The organism is Leclercia sp. S52 (genome assembly GCF_039727615.1).
Lineage (GTDB): Bacteria > Pseudomonadota > Gammaproteobacteria > Enterobacterales > Enterobacteriaceae > Enterobacter > Enterobacter adecarboxylatus_B.
The window spans coordinates 1783409-1799418 of record NZ_CP152474.1 but is presented as its reverse complement, the minus strand read 5'-3'; the positions used below and the strand labels follow the sequence as shown (position 1 = coordinate 1799418).

The window sequence follows — 16010 nt, the reverse complement described above, 5'->3', positions numbered from 1 at the left end:
TTGTGGGTCCCCTGTTGTAAGTTCAATAATATAACTGTATAAATAAACAGTACATTGCACAGGGGGCAACTATGCGTATCGAAGTTACCATTGCCAGAACAACTGCTTTGCCTGCCGGTGCGCTGGACGCGCTGGCGGGTGAATTATCCCGCCGTATAAATGACTCCTTCCCTGAACGCGATGGTGCAGTCACCGTGCGTTATGCCGGGTCAAACAATCTGTCGGTCATCGGCGGCGCTAAAGAAGATAAAGAGCGCATCAGCGAAATTTTACAGGAAACCTGGGAGAGCGCTGACGACTGGTTTATTACCGATTAGTTTCTTCTTCATTGTGTTTTTTGCCGGGTCGCCCCGGCTTTTTTTCGTCTGTGCAGCAGATAGTACGAATAATCTGAGTGACTCCCTCAAAAAACATCAGCAAGATGATGTTTTAATGTTCAAACAATCCTAAAACGCACAAATTTGTTGTGCTCCCTGTTTCTTTTTCCCTTCAGAAGCCTTATTTATTGATATACTGAAATTGCTTCAGAAAAACACGCATTGAACCTCACAGTCGTTGTCTTTTAACACGTATTCAGGGGGGTTATGATGGAAAAGAATAATGAAGTCATCCAGACACATCCGCTTGTTGGCTGGGATATCAGCACTGTAGATAGCTACGACGCACTGATGCTGCGTTTGCATTACCAGACCCCGAATCACCCTGACACCGAAGAAGCGGAAGTTGGGCAAACGCTATGGTTAACCACAGACGTCGCACGTCAGTTTATTTCTATTTTAGAAGCCGGTATTGCAAAAATAGAATCCAGTGACTACCAGGCAAATGAGTACCGGCGACATTAATGTAATGTCTAAACCTCACCCAAAAAGGCACCTGACGGTGCCTCATTTATTTCGCCCTTGTATAACCGTCACGTCTTAATTACCCTGCTAAGCAACGAAACGCGTAAAGAGAATCTGATGAAATACGATTTAATTATTATTGGCAGCGGATCTGTCGGTGCAGCGGCAGGTTATTACGCTACACGAGCCGGTCAAAACGTACTGATGATCGATGCCCATATGCCACCCCACAGCGAAGGGAGCCACCACGGCGACACCCGCCTGATGCGTCACGCATACGGCGAAGGTGAACGCTATGTGCCGCTGGTATTGCGCGCGCAGGCGCTGTGGGATGAGCTGGCCGACATCAGCGGCGAGCCGGTCTTTGAACGCACGGGCGTGGTCAATCTCGGGCCGTCCGATTCGTCATTTCTGGCGAACGTTGAGCAGAGTGCCCGCCAGTTCAATCTCAACCTTGAACGGCTGGACGCGGCGGCGGTGATGAAGCGCTGGCCTGAAATTCAGGTTCCCGAGGGGTATATCGGTCTGTTTGAGGCCGAGTCCGGGGTCCTGCGCAGCGAGCTGGCGATCAAAACCTGGATCGCCCTGGCGAAAGAAGCCGGCTGCGCCCAGCTGTTTAACTGCCCGGTCACCGCGATTACCCATCAGGACGACGGCGTCACCGTCGAAACCCCGGAAGGCCCCTATCGCGCGGATCGCCTGCTGGTGAGCGCCGGAACCTGGGTATCGCGTCTGGTGCCAGGCCTGCCGGTCCAGCCGGTGCGCAAGGTCTTCTCCTGGTTCCAGTCCGACGGCCGTTACAGCCATCAGAATCACTTCCCGGCCTTTACCGGCGAGCTGCCTGACGGAGATCAGTTCTACGGCTTCCCGTCTGAAAAAGATGCCCTGAAGATCGGGAAACACAACGGCGGGCAGGTTATCAACTCCCCGGAAGAGCGCAAACCCTTTGGTGCCTACCCTGGCGACGGATCTGAGGCCTTTAAATTCCTGCGCAACGTGCTGCCGGGCATCGGCGGTCTGTTATACGGGGCGGCCTGCACCTATGACAACACGCCGGACGAAGACTTCATCATCGACACCCTGCCGGGCCATGACAATACGCTGCTGATCACCGGCCTGAGCGGCCATGGGTTCAAATTCGCCAGCGTGCTGGGGGAGATTGCCGCACAATTTTCACAGCAGATCGCCCCGCCGTTTGATCTCACGCCTTTCTCCCTGTCGCGCTTTAGCCGATAATGCTGTCAGGCTTCGGTATACCGAAGCCTTTCATTCCTCTCATTACCGGTACCCTCATGCGTCGTATTGTTAATTATCTGGTCAATAATATTCGCGAGCATCTGATGCTCTATATTGTGCTGTGGTCGCTCCTGGCGATCATCGATATTCTGTACATTGTATTTTTCTGATGAGTTATATTGACAAAAACTGACGTTTCTTAAGATAACTATAATTTCACAATAAATTATTTGAACATCATAAAATCGTCATAACCCGCCTCAAATCAACCTCTATTACAAAGAACTAACAGCCGAATTGACTATCATTAGTAATTTTATTTCAAAATAATTGAACGAATAAAATTAATAATGAATATCTGGAAATATTATTTGCATTAATGTTTCCCGCACGCCATTTTGAGCGCTTGCTTATTAATGACGGTATTCACAATGCAGGTGCGTAATTCCCCCACACGCTATGGCGTTATTTCCATGAGTTTACACTGGCTGATGGCTATTGCGGTCTATGGCATGTTCGGCCTTGGATTATGGATGGTCACCCTCAGCTATTACGATGGCTGGTATCACCAGGCGCCGGAGTTGCACAAAAGCATCGGCTTTATGCTGATGCTGGCGCTGGTGGTGCGTCTGCTGTGGCGCCGTATTTCCCCGGTGCCACCGGCGCTGAAAAGCCAGGCGCGCGCCACCCGTCTGGTCGCTGCCGCGGCGCATATCGCCCTGTATGCGGTGCTGTTCGCCATTCTCTTCAGCGGTTATTTGATCTCCACCGCCGACGGCAAGCCGATCAGCGTCTTCGGTCTGTTTGACGTCCCTGCCCTGCTGGCGGATGCCGGGGCGCAGGCCGATCTGGCCGGGACCGTTCACCTGTGGCTGGCCTGGGGGCTGGTCTCGTTATCTGCACTGCATGGTCTTGCGGCCATGAAACACCACTTTATCGACAAAGACGCCACCCTGACACGTATGTTGGGCAAAGCGTCACCTGACTCTGGAGCATAAAATGAAACAAAGCCTGCTGGGTTTAACCTTAGGTTCTCTGCTGTTCACCACCGGCGCCGCGGTGGCAGCCGACTACAAAATTGATAAACAAGGCCAGCACGCCTTTGTAAATTTCCGCATCCAGCATCTGGGCTACAGCTGGCTGTACGGCACATTTAAGGATTTCGACGGCTCCTTCACCTTCGATGAGAGCAATCCAGCGGCCGATAAGGTCAACGTGACCCTGAACACCAACAGCCTGGATACCAACCACGCCGAGCGCGATAAGCACCTGCGCAGCGCGGACTTCCTCAACGTGGCGAAGTTCCCGCAGGCTACGTTCACCTCGACCGAAGTGAAAAAAGACGGTGACGGGCTGGATATCACCGGCGACCTGACGCTGAACGGCGTGACCAAGCCGGTCAAGCTGGATGCAAAACTGATGGGTCAGGGTGACGATCCCTGGGGCGGCAAACGTGCAGGATTTGAAGCGACAGGTAAAATTCACCTGAAAGACTTCAACATCACCACCGATCTGGGCCCGGCGTCGCAGGACGTGGAGCTGATTATTTCGGTGGAAGGGGTACAGCAGAAGTAATGTCCTCGCCCGGTCAGCATCGCGCGACCGGGCAAGGTTTCAGGGTTATTCCGGGTCAGGAATACCCAGGCGGGTGTTCAGACGCCCACGCGACTTATTGAAGATCTTATTACCATTCTCGCGACCGGCACGGCGGCGGCGCTGCTCCTCTTCCGGCAACATGCTCTCCTCGCTACACAGCTCGCTGCAGCAGCCGTGGAACTTCTCGGCGCAGGCAGGGCACTGAATAAACAGCAGATGACAGCCGTCGTTTTTGCAGTTGGTGTGGGTATCGCAGGCGGTGCCGCACTGATGGCAATGGGCGATCACATCGTCTGAGATGCGCTCCCCCAACCGCTCGTCGAAGACGAAGTTCTTGCCGATAAAGCGCACCGGCAGCCCCTGTTCGCGCGCGCGGCGGGCATACTCAATAATCCCGCCTTCGATATGCCAGACCTTGTTGAAGCCCTGATGCTTCATGTACGCGCTGGCTTTCTCGCAGCGGATCCCGCCGGTGCAGTACATGACAATTTTCTTGTCCTTATGCTCCTGCATCATCTCAACCGCTTTTGGCAGCTGCTCGCGGAAGGTGTCCGCCGGGATTTCAAGTGCGTTCTCAAAATGGCCCACTTCATATTCGTAGTGGTTGCGCATATCAATAAACACGGCGTCGGGATCGTCGAGCATGGCGTTAACCTCGGCCGCTTTCAGGTATTCCCCCACGTCGCTGGCGTCAAACGTCGGATCGTCAATGCCGTCGGCCACGATGCGTTCGCGCACTTTCAGGCGCAGCACCCAGAAAGATTTGCCATCGTCGTCGAGGGCTACGTTCAGGCGCAGGCCGTCCAGCGCCGGGTCAAAGGCGTACAGGAAGTCCCGCAGGGCGTCGACATTGCTTTCAGGCACGCTGATCTGGGCGTTGATGCCCTCGTGCGCCAGATAGATACGGCCAAAGACGTTCAGGGCAGTTAACGCCTTATACAGGGCGTCACGCGTAGCCTGTGGGTTAACGATAGTGAAATATTTATAGAACGAGATCGTCGTGCGCGGCTCGGTTTCAGCCAACATGCGCGCTTTCAGCTCTTCGTTCGAAATGAGGTTGTGTAACACTGGCATGGTGTACGGTTCCTGCAATCGTAATGAGAATGAAAATCGGGCGGCATCATATAGCAAACAATGAGAATTTACATCCCTTCATTTTGCGCTACATTTCCCCCGTTAAAACGCGCGGGCCATAACATTTGCCGTTTTTATGAACATTTCGTCGCCGTGCGTTTTGGATATGAAACGAAAAATGCGACAATCTGCCGACAGGACGTATCAAAAACAGGAATGACATGACTCAATTACCTAAATTTTCCACTGCGCTATTGCATCCTCGTTACTGGCTGACCTGGGCTGGCATCGGTTTATTATGGTTACTGGTGCATCTGCCCTACCCGCTGATCTACCGTCTCGGCTGCGGCATGGGTCGCCTGGCGATGCGCTTTATGTCCCGCCGCGCGTACATTGCGCGACGCAATCTGAAACTCTGTTTTCCAGAGATGAGCCAGCAAGAGCGTCACGACATGGTGGTTAAAAATTTTGAATCCGTCGGTATGGGGCTGATGGAGACCGGGATGGCCTGGTTCTGGTCCGATAAACGCATGGCGCGCTGGACCGAAGTGACCGGCACCGGCATGGAGCCCGTGCATCAGTTGCAGGCGCAGAAGACCGGCGTACTGCTGATCGGCGTCCATTTTCTGACCCTGGAAATCGGCGCGCGGATGTTCGGCATGCAGGCCCCCGGCATCGGCGTCTATCGCCCAAACGACAATCCGGTTATCGACTGGTTGCAGACCTGGGGCCGGATGCGCTCCAACAAGAGCATGATCGATCGTAAAGATCTCAAGGGGATGATCCGGGCGCTGAAATCCGGCGAGGTGATCTGGTATGCGCCGGACCATGACTACGGTCCTGGCGCCAGCGTCTTTGTGCCGTTCTTTGCCGTCGATGAAGCCGCCACCACCACCGGCACCTGGACGCTGGCCCGTCTGTCACAGGCGGCGATTGTGCCCTTCGTACCGCGCCGGAAATCCAACGGCAAAGGTTATGAGCTGATGATGCTGGAACCTGAGTGTTCCCCACCGCTTGACGATGCAAAAACCACTGCCGCGTGGATGAACGACGTGGTTGAGAAATGCATCCTGCTGGCGCCGGAACAGTATATGTGGCTGCATCGCCGCTTTAAAACCCGCCCTGAAGGCGTCCCTTCGCGCTATTAATCTCTTGCCCCGCGGCCTCTCCGGCCGCACCTCCCTTTTGACTTATGATGCTTTCCCAGATTGCAGCAACCATCACCCAGGCGCATAATTAGCAGGCTTATTACCTTCTTTAAATGATGATGCCGCTGCGCATCATAACGCGGATAGCTATGTCTCCCTCAGAAACGCCAATTAACTGGAAGCGGAACCTCACGGTGGCCTGGCTGGGCTGCTTTCTTACGGGTGCCGCCTTTAGCCTGGTGATGCCTTTCCTGCCGCTGTATGTCGAGCAACTGGGCGTCAGCGGCCACAGCGCCTTGAATATGTGGTCGGGACTGGTGTTCAGCATCACCTTCCTCTTCTCCGCCATTGCGTCGCCCTTCTGGGGTGGGCTGGCGGATCGCAAGGGGCGTAAGATTATGCTGCTGCGCTCGGCGCTGGGCATGGCGATTATCATGCTGCTGATGGGGATGGCGCAGAACATCTGGCAGTTTCTGATCTTACGCGCCGTGCTGGGGCTGCTGGGCGGGTTTGTGCCCAATGCCAACGCCCTTATCGCCACACAAATACCCCGCCACAAAAGCGGCTGGGCGCTGGGTACACTCTCCACCGGTGCGGTAAGCGGTGCCCTGCTCGGCCCGCTGGCAGGCGGATTGCTGGCGGACAGCTACGGTTTGCGACCGGTCTTTTTCATCACCGCGGGCGTGCTGTTTGCCTGCTTCCTGCTGACCTTTTTCTGCATCCGGGAAAATTTCACCCCGGTGCCGAAAAAAGAGATGCTGCATGCCCGTCAGGTTTTCGCCTCGCTGAAAAACCCCAAACTGGTGCTCAGCCTGTTTGTCACCACCCTGATCATTCAGGTGGCCACCGGCTCCATTGCGCCGATCCTGACCCTGTACGTGCGCGACCTCGCCGGCCACGTCAGCAATATCGCCTTTATCAGCGGCTTAATCGCCTCGGTGCCCGGCGTGGCGGCGCTGATCAGCGCCCCCAGGCTGGGGAAACTAGGGGATCGGATTGGTCCGGAAAGGATCCTGATTGTCGCCCTGGTGATCTCCGTCCTGCTGCTTATCCCGATGTCCTTCGTGCAATCGCCGTGGCAGCTGGGCGTATTACGCTTTTTACTCGGCGCCGCCGACGGTGCCCTGCTGCCTGCGGTGCAAACCCTGCTGGTTTATAACTCTACCAACCAGATCGCCGGGCGTATCTTCAGCTATAACCAGTCGTTCCGTGATATTGGCAACGTCACCGGCCCGCTTCTCGGGGCCGGGATTGCCGCCAGCTATGGATTTCGCGCGGTGTTTATTGTGACCGCCTGCGTGGTAATGTTTAACGCCTTTTATTCCTGGGTGAGTCTTTCTCGCGCCGTTCGCCAGCCGCGGGCTGTTGCCGAGCCGGATAAGGTCTCTGCGCCCGATTAAGACAACTTCGTGAACGCTTTTACGGCTTTCATACTTGCAATTATGGAGAATCAGCTATTCTTTCCCTGAACACCATGTCAAATCACAGGGAGACGCCGATGACTATGTTTGCCACTCTAGAGGAAGCGATTGATGCCGCGCGCGAGGAGTTCCTCGCTGATAATCCCGGCATTGAGGAAGATGACGCGAATATTGAGCAACTCAATATCCAGAAATATGTCATGCAGGATGGGGACATTATGTGGCAGGCCGAATTTTTTGCCGATGACGGCGAAGACGGCGAATGCCTGCCGGTACTGAGCGGTGAAGCGGCCCAGGCAGTGTTTGATGGCGATTATGACGAGATTGAGCTGCGTCAGGAGTGGCTGGAGGAGAACACCCTGCATGAATGGGATGAGGGTGAGTTTCAGCTCGAGCCGCCGCTGGATACCGAAGAGGGTCAAACCGCAGCGGATGAGTGGGATGAGCGTTAATTACTCATAGGGTCCATGATGAGCGTCGATGGGCAGCAGCAGGGTGTCGAACACCAGCGAGAATGGCAGATCCAGCACCGTCAGGTAACGCCACGCCGAGTCGCGAACGTCCCACTGCACGCCCGGGTAGTATTGATTGCCGTGTCCCTGTCCGGGGATGGTCCGGCTGATAATACTCCCGCAGCCGCTCAGTAATAACGCCATGGTAATGACGATGAAAAATCGCATCTAATACCTCAAAGATAAAAATACCGGCCCTTGAGCCGGTATTTATTTGCCGGGTGGCGCTTCGCTTACCCGGCCTGCACGTCCTGCAACACTAAGGGCTTATTTGGCCTTCAGCGCCTGCGGGTTCATCTTCAACGTCTCATAATGGTGCACCCAGGAAGAGTATCTCTCCGGGGCGGACCAGACACGATAGTGCAGACGCGACATGGTAACCGGGTCGCTCAGCAACACCAGACGACGATCGCGGTTCAGCTTCTCCGGCGTTTCGTTCAGCGCCTGCTCAACGTGGCGATCGCGGGCGATCTCCAGCACATGGCTGGCACGGTGACGGGCTGTCGCCATGGCGGTGGCCAGGGCGTTGAAGGATGGGTTAAACACGGCGTGCATAAAACCATCTTCCAGTGAACGGCTGCGGTTGAGCTCCAGATACTTGTCGGTATCCACCAGCACCTGCGGCGGGGAATACTCTTCCGGGATCAGGAACAGCTTCCAGCGTTTGGTGCGCAGACCCACGGTCGAGCGGCTGGAGATCACCGACACAAACGGCGACAGGATCAGCGAGAAGACAATCGGCGCCAGCCAGAACAGGAAGCGCAGATCCAGCCACGCCATCCCGACGGCCCACACCAGGCCAAGCAGCATCTGCGAGCCGTGACGCATGAACGCTTCACTCCACGGGGTGGAGTCATCGTCACGCTGCGGTGAGTTCCAGACCACTTCCCAGCCGAGGAACGCGCTGACCACGAAGACGGTGTGGAACAGCATACGCACCGGCGCCAGCAGCACCGAGAACAGGACCTCCAGCAGCAGGGAGAGCGTCACACGGAAGAAACCGCCGTACTCTTTCGAGCCTTTACACCAGATCAGCACGATACTCAGCAGCTTCGGCAGGAACAGCAGCACCATGGTCGAGGCAAAGAGCGCAATCGCCAGCTCAGGACGCCACTGCGGCCACACCGGGAACAGCTGGCGCGGTTGCAGGAAGTACTGCGGCTCGGTCAGGGCATGCACCACCTGCAGCGCGGTCGACAGGGCGAGGAACATAAACCACAGCGGCGCGGAGAGGTAGGACATTACCCCGGTCAGGAACACGGCACGGTGTACCGGGTGCATCCCTTTGACGAGGAACAGGCGGAAGTTCATCAGGTTACCGTGACACCAACGACGGTCACGCTTCAGCTCATCCAGCAGGTTCGGCGGCAGCTCTTCATAGGAACCCGGCAGGTCGTAGGCAATCCACACCCCCCAACCGGCACGACGCATCAGCGCCGCTTCCACGAAGTCATGCGACAGGATCGAGCCCGCAAACGAGCCTTCGCCCGGCAGCGGTGCCAGCGCACAGTGCTCGATGAACGGCTTCACGCGGATGATGGCGTTATGCCCCCAGTAGTGCGATTCACCCAGCTGCCAGAAGTGCAGACCGGCGGTGAACAGCGGCCCGTATACGCGGGTCGCAAACTGCTGGCAGCGCGCATACAGCGTGTCCATGCCTGACGCTTTTGGCGAAGACTGGATGATCCCGGCATTCGGGTTGGCTTCCATCAGGCGCACAAGGCCCGTCAGGCAGTCACCGGTCATCACCGAATCGGCATCCAGCACCACCATGTAGCTGTACTGATTACCCCAGCGACGGCAGAAGTCATCGATGTTGCCGCTTTTACGCTTCACGCGACGACGGCGGCGACGGTAGAAGATCTGCCCTTCGCCCTGCACTTCGGCGATCAGCTCCATCCAGGCTTTCTGTTCCGCCACGCAAATGTCGGGGTTGTAGCTGTCACTCAGGATGTAAACGTCGAAGTGTTCGCCGTTACCGGTAGCTTTCACCGACTCCCAGGTGGCGCGCAGGCCGGCGAAGACGCGATCCACGTCTTCGTTACAGATAGGCATGATCAGCGCCGTGCGGTGCTCAGGGTTGATAGGTTCATCCCCCACCGTCGACGCAGAGATGCTGTATTTGTCCCGGCCGATCAACAGCTGCAGGAAGCCCATCAGCGCGGTCCAGAAACCGGCCGATACCCAGCAGAAGAGGATGGCGAACAGAAGCAGGATGCCGCTTTGCAGAATATACGGCAGCAGCTGCATAAACGAGACCAGCAGATCCTGGCCGAACATATCGGCCGGATTGATCAGCGCCCAGCCCTGGTAAGGCAGAATGGTCTTCATATACCAGGTGGCGACGACGGTCTGCGCGATGGTCAGCAGCAGCAGGATGTAGCGACGAATACTGCCGACGGTACGCCATTTTTCCTCGCTGGCCTGCTGCTCTTTCGTCAGGCGGGAGAGGTAACGCGGGGTCACGTCGCGGCCACGCAGACGATCCCAGAAGCGGCCCACCGGGTTGGTGCGCCAGGGATCCGGGAACATCGAGGAGCGCGTCGCTTTCGGCATCGCCTCAAGCTGGGTACGCCCTTCGTCATCGCGAATCAGCTGGCCTTCGGCCAGTGAGTCGGGCCAGGCCTGCTCAAGGCGGCTTTTAACCGAGCCCAGCGGGGTATCATCTTCACGGGTAAACGGATGATGATCGGCATCCAGCGCGGTATGCACCGCGCTGATGTCACCCTTCGGCAGTGCCGCCTTCTCGATATCGGTCAGCGGCATGGCATCGATATACTCAGTTGTCTTATTCATTGGCAGGTAGCTGATAGCTCCAGGTTTCACTCAGCGGCTGATCGGCGTTCACCAGAGAGGCACGCATCTCAGTCGGTTGTTTCGCGTCTTTCAGTTTCACACGCAGGGTTAAACGCCAGCCTTTAGTGACCGGGTTATAACGCACGTTGTTTTCAACGATTTCACCGTTGTCACCGATGCTCGCCTGCGCGGTGACCGGGGTTTCCGGTGCCAGTTTAGCCATCTCCTGGCCGGTGAAGTCCACCACGAACGCGATGGTGCCATCCGGCTGGCGGATCAGATTCGACTGTTTCACATCACCGGTGGAACGACGCGTCTGCAGCACATACGCGTTGTCTGCCGCATGCAGCTTGTCTTCATCGCGGCTCATGGTGATGGAGTAGTTGAAGTTCATCTCTTTTCCGGCTTCCGGCAGCTGATCCGGCGTCCAGTAGGCGACGATGTTGTCGTTGGTTTCGTCGTTGGTCGGGATCTCTACCAGCTCAACCTTGCCTTTGCCCCACTCGCCTTTCGGGGTGATCCAGGCGCTTGGGCGCAGATCGTAACGATCGTCCAGATCTTCAAAACGAGAGAACTGACGACCGCGCTGCAGCAGGCCGAACCCCTGTGGGTTTTCCATGCTGAAGCTGCTTACCGCCAGGTGTTTCGGGTTGTTCAGCGGACGCCAGATCCACTCGCCGTTGCCGGCCAGGATCGACAGACCGTTAGAGTCGTGCAGCTCCGGGCGGAAGTTGGTGGCAGACGACGGCTGGTTAGGCCCGAACAGGAACATACTGGTCAGCGGCGCAACGCCCAGTTTGCCGACTTTATCGCGCAGATAGACTTTAGACTGCACGTCAACCACGGTGTCGCGACCTGGAATAATGGTAAAGCGATAGGCGCCGGTTGCACGCGGGGAGTCCAGCAGCGCATAGATGGTCAGGCGCTTGTCGGTTGGTTTTGGACGTTCAATCCAGAACTCGCGGAAACGAGGGAACTCTTCTCCGGAAGGCAGTGCGGTATCGATCGCCAGACCGCGCGCAGAGAGGCCATAAACCTGGCCGCCACCGATCACGCGGAAATAGCTTGCCCCCAGCATGCTGACAATTTCGTCGTTCTTATCTTTACTGTTGATGGGGTAAAGCACTTTAAAGCCCGCGAAGCCCAGATCTTTCACGGTGTCTTTATCGTGTTGCACATTGCCGAAATTAAAATAGTCCGGGCTGTACTTGATTTTACGTACCGCGTTGGATGTCACTTCATTAATGGTGACAGGCGTGTCGAAGTACATCCCCTGATGATAAAACTCAAGCTTGAACGGGGTTTTAATCTTATTCCAGTACGCTTTATCGTGATTAAACTGGATCTGCTGATAGTCCGCATATTTCATGTCGCGGAAAACGGAGGGCAAGTTACTTTTTGGCGCTTCGTACCCCTTACCCGCCATCGATTTTGCCTGTTTTGCGACGTCGTCGATGGTAAAGGCCAGGGCCGATGAGGTATACAGAGACAACAAGACGGCTGCCCCTAACCAACGCATTTTCATCATTTGTGGTGTATGTTTCATAATAAGTAAGCACTTCCCCCCTTTGTGTGCTTATATCGATCCGATCCATTTTAATGGAAAATCAGGCATTCCGACAACATAATCACCGCTTTGTTCAGCGTGCTGGCTCATGGATTAAGCAAGTGAAAGTAACCCGTATTCACTTTGCGTGCTTATCCTGGAGACAGTATGTCGGACTTCGTGTAGGGTTGGCCCCGAATGTAACCACTATTGCTCTTAGGGATAAGGCGATAAGTCTGAGAATGCACAACGCTATATGAGTAACGTACCCGCACAACGCGAATATTTCCTTGATTCTATTCGGGCCTGGCTGATGCTGCTGGGGATCCCGTTTCACATCTCCTTGATCTATTCGAGCCACGTCTGGCACGTCAACAGCGCCGAGTCCTCATGGTGGCTGACGCTGTTTAACGATTTTATCCACTCATTCCGGATGCAGGTCTTTTTTTGTTATTTCGGGCTATTTTTCCTACATGCTGTTTTTGCGCTACCCGCTTAAGCGCTGGTGGAAAGTGCGCGTCGAGCGCGTCGGCATCCCGATGCTCACCGCCATTCCCCTGCTCACGCTGCCGCAATTTATCATGCTGCAGTATGTAAAAGGGAAAGCAGACACCTGGCACAACCTGTCGCTGTACGAAAAATACAATACCCTCGCCTGGGAGCTGGTTTCGCACCTGTGGTTCCTGCTGGTGCTGGTGGTGATGACCACGGTCAGCCTGTGGGTGTTCAGCCGTATGCGCCGCCATCTGAGTACCCGGACAGAGACGTTTTTTGCTGACATCAGCTGGGGCAAACTGTCGGTCCTGTTTTTACTGCTGGGCATCGCCTATGCCGCGCTGCGTCGCACCTTGCTCATCGTTTATTCGCCGATCCTTAGCGACGGCCTGTTCAATTTTGTGGTGATGCAGACCCTCTTCTATCTGCCTTTCTTTATCATTGGCGCGCTGGCGTTTGTGCATCCGAAACTGAAAGCCCTGTTCACCACCCCGTCGCGCGGCTGCACCCTCGGCGCGGCGCTGGCGTTTGTCGCCTATCTGCTGAATCAGCGTTATGGCAGCGGCGATGCGTGGATGTATGAAACCGAAAGCGTGATTACCATGCTGCTGGGGCTGTGGATGGTGAACGTGGTCTTTGCCCTGGGACACCGCCTGCTGAACTTTAAATCCGCTCGCGTCACCTACTTCGTTAACGCTTCGCTGTTCATTTATCTGGTGCACCATCCGTTGACGCTGTTTTTCGGCGCTTACATCACGCCGCATATCAGCTCAAACCTGCTGGGCTTTATCACCGGCCTGGTGTTTGTGGTTGGGATCGCGATTGTGCTGTATGAAATTCATCTGCGTATTCCGCTGCTGCGCTTCTTATTTTCCGGTAAACCGGCCAGTAAACCTGACAGCACCCCACAGGCCACCAGCTAAACTGTTGCGCGCCGGTTACTGAACCGGCGCCGCTTTACAGCAGCCACTCCACCGGCAGCCAGTAGGCCAGCCGCACCAGCACCCGCTGCATAAAACGGGTTTTCGGCTCTTTTTTGTGCACGATTTCCTGCCCGTCCTTGCGCTCAATCCAGTTCAGACGCCCCAGATTATCCAGCTTCAGCTGCCAGGCCTCATGGCGCTGGCTGCGGACAAACCGGGTATGGATCAGTCGCGCCAGCACCTCGCTCTCAATCACAAAGCCCATCTCGGTGTTGAGCATGGTTGAACGGGGATCGAAATTAAGCGAACCAATAAATACCTTCTCGCCGTCGATGCTGAATGTCTTGGCATGCAGGCTGGAGCCGGAGTTGCCGGTAATGCCGCGATCGTGCACCACCGGGACGCCCTCCTGAGTCGGCTTAAGTTCATACAGCTCAATGCCGTGGCGCAACAGCTTCTTGCGCCAGCGGGCATAGCCGGCATGCACTACCGAGACATCGTTAGCCGCCAGCGAATTGGTCATGATGGCGACCTTAACCCCTTTGCGCACCATCTGCAGCAGCAGCGCCACCCCCGCCCGGGTCGGAACAAAATAAGCCGAAATAATCGCAATTTGCTCCACCGGCGAGCCCATCACGTCCAATAAGCGCTGCGGCAGCAGCGAATGACGTTTTGCCCGGCCCTGCCCTTTGCGCGGATCGTCGCTAAGCAACCGGGTTTTTGCCCAGATCAACGGCAAATTACCGGCTTCGAGGCGGGTAATAAACTCGCTGGACTGGAGCTTATCCAGATAGCGGCGAGTAATGTCGTCCCGATACCACTCTTCAGGCGGGTGAATTTTATCCTCGATCTCGGTCTCTGACAGTTCCAGCACCTGCTGGAGCGTGGAGACTGAAGCGCAGTTCCAGTAGCGTTCAAAGTCTTCAGCCACATCCTGCACCACCGGGCCGGTGGCCATTACATCCAGATCGGAGAACAGCGGCTCCTCACCCGCACCAAAATAGGCATCGCCAATGTTTCTGCCGCCAATAATGGTGACCTCGCCGTCTACGGTAAAACTCTTGTTGTGCATCCGCCGGTTGAGGCGGGCAAAATCGGTGAGATAACCGAGGGCGCGCAGGGTGCGAAATGAGAAGGGATTAAACAGACGGACAGAGAAATTGGGATGAGCGTCCAGCAGGCGCAGGATGGCGTCCAGCCCCTGCGTGTTGTTGTCATCCAGTAAAAGTCGCACGCGCACGCCGCGCATGGCGGCGGAGAGCAGCACGGAAAACAACAGTCTTCCGGACATGTCGTCTTCCCAGATGTAGTACTGAACATCGAGGGTCTTTTCCGCCATCTCCGCCAGCCGGTAGCGGCAGGCGAAGGCGTCCAGACTGTTATCAAGAGGGAGAAGACCACAAAGGCCAGGATGTGCAGAACTGACCGGCGCAATAGCACGCCCTAGTCGCGTGTTATGCGTCGGTTTCCTGTCCTCGTTGGGTAAGCAGTCGCTTGTATAGCCGGGCATTTTCTTCATCATAGCAGACAAAGTATACCCGCTCCGGCAGAGGCTTGCGGGTGAGATAATCCGAAACCGTGTTGACGGCGATTTCAGCCGCTGCCGCGCGGGGATATCCGTACACGCCGGTGCCGATCGCCGGGAAGGCGAGCGTCTGATAGCCGTTAGCCGCGGCAAGGTTCAGGCTGTTGCGGTAAGCCTCTTCCAGGATCCGGGCTTCATGATGATCGCCCCCATGCCAGACGGGACCGACGGTGTGGATCACCGCTTTGGCAGGCAGGTCGCCCGCCAGAGTAATTACCGCCTGGCCCGGGGCGCACTCGCCCTGCTGCTGGCGCACCACTCTGCAGGCTTCCAGTAGTGCGGGCCCTGCCGCCCGATGGATCGCGCCATCCACGCCGCCACCGCCCATCAACGAGGGATTGGCGGCATTGACCACCACATCGACATGCAGGGTGGTGATATCACCCAGAAAAACTTCTATACGCGAGTTCATAATCAACCTCTGCTGACGCTTTTTTCTTAAGTGTATCGCAGAGGATGGGGAGTGTAAGCCCGGTAATCTGAAAACCGCCGCGTCTTAGCGGTAATCCACCTGAACGATAGCCAGCGACTTTTCAGGATTGAGGTACTTCATCCTGATGGTCGCGAGATCGGCAATTGTGGCGCTGCCATATAACGCATCTGAATAGCTCACCTGCTGGGTGGGCATTTTTTTATTCTGCGGGCAGGTCACCGAAATGGCGCGCGATGAGGGGGGAGATATCACAGGGATCTTCGACAATGCTTCCGGTGATAGAGAGGACATTACTGGCATAAGCCGGGGTTAGCATTACACCCAGCACGAGCGCGGCGGCAACTTTGATACGGGACGAGACCATCGGTGCGATCCTTAATGATAATCGTCCTTGATGATAAAC

General features: G+C 56.0%; 17 protein-coding genes and 1 pseudogene. 10 read left to right on the top strand and 8 right to left on the bottom strand.

Features of this window, described 5'->3' with window-relative positions:
- Window positions 1-71: 71 nt before the first annotated feature.
- The 6 genes from dinI to AAHB66_RS08505 all read left to right on the top strand — a co-directional run bounded on the left by dinI (window position 72) and on the right by AAHB66_RS08505 (window position 3653).
- On the top strand, window positions 72-317 hold the full coding sequence (gene dinI / locus AAHB66_RS08530) for a DNA damage-inducible protein I (RefSeq protein WP_333850113.1): 246 nt from the start codon (window positions 72-74) through the stop codon (window positions 315-317).
- A 270-nt stretch (window positions 318-587) separates the two neighbouring features.
- On the top strand, window positions 588-842 hold the full coding sequence (gene bssS / locus AAHB66_RS08525; protein ID WP_142489051.1) for a biofilm formation regulator BssS: 255 nt from the start codon (window positions 588-590) through the stop codon (window positions 840-842).
- A 117-nt stretch (window positions 843-959) separates the two neighbouring features.
- The gene (solA, locus tag AAHB66_RS08520) at window positions 960-2078 is read left to right on the top strand and encodes an N-methyl-L-tryptophan oxidase (protein WP_347115879.1); all 1119 of its coding nucleotides are present in this window, start codon (window positions 960-962) and stop codon (window positions 2076-2078) included.
- 56 nt (window positions 2079-2134) lie between these two features.
- Window positions 2135-2248, top strand: coding sequence for a YceO family protein (locus tag AAHB66_RS08515; protein ID WP_347115878.1), 114 nt, complete (start codon window positions 2135-2137; stop codon window positions 2246-2248).
- Between the two features lie 261 nt (window positions 2249-2509).
- Window positions 2510-3076: a cytochrome b gene (locus AAHB66_RS08510; RefSeq protein WP_347115876.1), complete on the top strand. Its 567-nt coding sequence runs from the start codon at window positions 2510-2512 to the stop codon at window positions 3074-3076.
- Window position 3077: 1 nt separating this feature from the next.
- Window positions 3078-3653: a YceI family protein gene (locus tag AAHB66_RS08505; RefSeq protein ID WP_347115875.1), complete on the top strand. Its 576-nt coding sequence runs from the start codon at window positions 3078-3080 to the stop codon at window positions 3651-3653.
- Window positions 3654-3698: 45 nt separating this feature from the next.
- Here the strand turns inward: AAHB66_RS08505 and AAHB66_RS08500 are convergent, their stop codons facing one another.
- Window positions 3699-4748 carry a rhodanese-related sulfurtransferase gene (locus tag AAHB66_RS08500; RefSeq protein ID WP_347115874.1) on the bottom strand — a complete coding sequence of 350 codons (1050 nt, stop codon included), beginning with the start codon at window positions 4746-4748 and terminating at the stop codon, window positions 3699-3701.
- 221 nt (window positions 4749-4969) lie between these two features.
- On the opposite strand from AAHB66_RS08500, the gene AAHB66_RS08495 reads away from it, so the two are divergent.
- From AAHB66_RS08495 to AAHB66_RS08485, 3 genes are all read left to right on the top strand, one after another.
- Window positions 4970-5896, top strand: coding sequence for a Kdo(2)-lipid IV(A) acyltransferase (locus tag AAHB66_RS08495; RefSeq protein WP_347115873.1), 927 nt, complete (start codon window positions 4970-4972; stop codon window positions 5894-5896).
- Between the two features lie 149 nt (window positions 5897-6045).
- Window positions 6046-7296, top strand: a complete 1251-nt coding sequence (gene mdtG, locus AAHB66_RS08490) for a multidrug efflux MFS transporter MdtG (protein WP_347115872.1) — start codon at window positions 6046-6048, stop codon at window positions 7294-7296.
- A 98-nt stretch (window positions 7297-7394) separates the two neighbouring features.
- A complete protein-coding gene (locus AAHB66_RS08485) occupies window positions 7395-7769 on the top strand; it encodes a MysB family protein (protein ID WP_039032335.1) in 375 nt (124 codons plus the stop codon).
- On the opposite strand, the gene AAHB66_RS08480 is transcribed toward AAHB66_RS08485, so the two are convergent.
- The 3 genes from AAHB66_RS08480 to mdoG all read right to left on the bottom strand — a co-directional run bounded on the left by AAHB66_RS08480 (window position 7770) and on the right by mdoG (window position 12153).
- Window positions 7770-7997, bottom strand: coding sequence for a YceK/YidQ family lipoprotein (locus tag AAHB66_RS08480; protein WP_032617510.1), 228 nt, complete (start codon window positions 7995-7997; stop codon window positions 7770-7772).
- Between the two features lie 99 nt (window positions 7998-8096).
- The gene (mdoH, locus tag AAHB66_RS08475) at window positions 8097-10625 is read right to left on the bottom strand and encodes a glucans biosynthesis glucosyltransferase MdoH (protein WP_347115871.1); all 2529 of its coding nucleotides are present in this window, start codon (window positions 10623-10625) and stop codon (window positions 8097-8099) included.
- The gene (gene mdoG, locus AAHB66_RS08470) at window positions 10618-12153 is read right to left on the bottom strand and encodes a glucans biosynthesis protein MdoG (protein ID WP_347115870.1); all 1536 of its coding nucleotides are present in this window, start codon (window positions 12151-12153) and stop codon (window positions 10618-10620) included. Before mdoG ends, mdoH begins: the two co-directional genes overlap by 8 nt.
- 274 nt (window positions 12154-12427) lie before the next feature.
- Here mdoG and mdoC point away from each other — a divergent pair.
- A pseudogene (gene mdoC, locus AAHB66_RS08465) lies at window positions 12428-13589 on the top strand (glucans biosynthesis protein MdoC).
- A 34-nt stretch (window positions 13590-13623) separates the two neighbouring features.
- On the opposite strand, the gene AAHB66_RS08460 reads toward mdoC, so the two are convergent.
- The 4 genes from AAHB66_RS08460 to AAHB66_RS08445 all read right to left on the bottom strand — a co-directional run bounded on the left by AAHB66_RS08460 (window position 13624) and on the right by AAHB66_RS08445 (window position 15971).
- Entirely contained in the window at window positions 13624-15108 is a 1485-nt protein-coding gene (locus AAHB66_RS08460; protein WP_347116446.1) for a phospholipase D family protein, read from the bottom strand.
- Window positions 15044-15586: an O-acetyl-ADP-ribose deacetylase gene (gene ymdB / locus AAHB66_RS08455; protein WP_347115869.1), complete on the bottom strand. Its 543-nt coding sequence runs from the start codon at window positions 15584-15586 to the stop codon at window positions 15044-15046. Before ymdB ends, AAHB66_RS08460 begins: the two co-directional genes overlap by 65 nt.
- A gap of 84 nt (window positions 15587-15670) precedes the next feature.
- Window positions 15671-15802, bottom strand: a complete 132-nt coding sequence (locus tag AAHB66_RS08450; protein WP_347115868.1) for a hypothetical protein — start codon at window positions 15800-15802, stop codon at window positions 15671-15673.
- 4 nt (window positions 15803-15806) lie between these two features.
- Entirely contained in the window at window positions 15807-15971 is a 165-nt protein-coding gene (locus AAHB66_RS08445) for a hypothetical protein (protein ID WP_347115867.1), read from the bottom strand.
- Between the last annotated feature and the right edge of the window lie 39 nt (window positions 15972-16010).

Bases quoted from the DNA above. Each gene is read 5' to 3' on its own strand.
- AAHB66_RS08450 (WP_347115868.1), bottom strand. From the start codon at position 15,802: ATGCCCACCCAGCAGGTGAGCTATTCAGATGCGTTATATGGCAGCGCC.
- mdoH (WP_347115871.1), bottom strand. From the start codon at position 10,625: ATGAATAAGACAACTGAGTATATCGATGCCATGCCGCTGACCGATATC.
- mdoG (WP_347115870.1), bottom strand. From the start codon at position 12,153: ATGATGAAAATGCGTTGGTTAGGGGCAGCCGTCTTGTTGTCTCTGTAT.
- AAHB66_RS08500 (WP_347115874.1), bottom strand. From the start codon at position 4,748: ATGCCAGTGTTACACAACCTCATTTCGAACGAAGAGCTGAAAGCGCGC.
- AAHB66_RS08445 (WP_347115867.1), bottom strand. From the start codon at position 15,971: ATGGTCTCGTCCCGTATCAAAGTTGCCGCCGCGCTCGTGCTGGGTGTA.
- ymdB (WP_347115869.1), bottom strand. From the start codon at position 15,586: ATGAACTCGCGTATAGAAGTTTTTCTGGGTGATATCACCACCCTGCAT.
- AAHB66_RS08480 (WP_032617510.1), bottom strand. From the start codon at position 7,997: ATGCGATTTTTCATCGTCATTACCATGGCGTTATTACTGAGCGGCTGC.
- AAHB66_RS08495 (WP_347115873.1), top strand. From the start codon at position 4,970: ATGACTCAATTACCTAAATTTTCCACTGCGCTATTGCATCCTCGTTAC.
- AAHB66_RS08460 (WP_347116446.1), bottom strand. From the start codon at position 15,108: ATGAAGAAAATGCCCGGCTATACAAGCGACTGCTTACCCAACGAGGAC.
- AAHB66_RS08510 (WP_347115876.1), top strand. From the start codon at position 2,510: ATGCAGGTGCGTAATTCCCCCACACGCTATGGCGTTATTTCCATGAGT.
- bssS (WP_142489051.1), top strand. From the start codon at position 588: ATGGAAAAGAATAATGAAGTCATCCAGACACATCCGCTTGTTGGCTGG.
- AAHB66_RS08505 (WP_347115875.1), top strand. From the start codon at position 3,078: ATGAAACAAAGCCTGCTGGGTTTAACCTTAGGTTCTCTGCTGTTCACC.
- AAHB66_RS08515 (WP_347115878.1), top strand. From the start codon at position 2,135: ATGCGTCGTATTGTTAATTATCTGGTCAATAATATTCGCGAGCATCTG.
- dinI (WP_333850113.1), top strand. From the start codon at position 72: ATGCGTATCGAAGTTACCATTGCCAGAACAACTGCTTTGCCTGCCGGT.
- AAHB66_RS08485 (WP_039032335.1), top strand. From the start codon at position 7,395: ATGACTATGTTTGCCACTCTAGAGGAAGCGATTGATGCCGCGCGCGAG.
- mdtG (WP_347115872.1), top strand. From the start codon at position 6,046: ATGTCTCCCTCAGAAACGCCAATTAACTGGAAGCGGAACCTCACGGTG.
- solA (WP_347115879.1), top strand. From the start codon at position 960: ATGAAATACGATTTAATTATTATTGGCAGCGGATCTGTCGGTGCAGCG.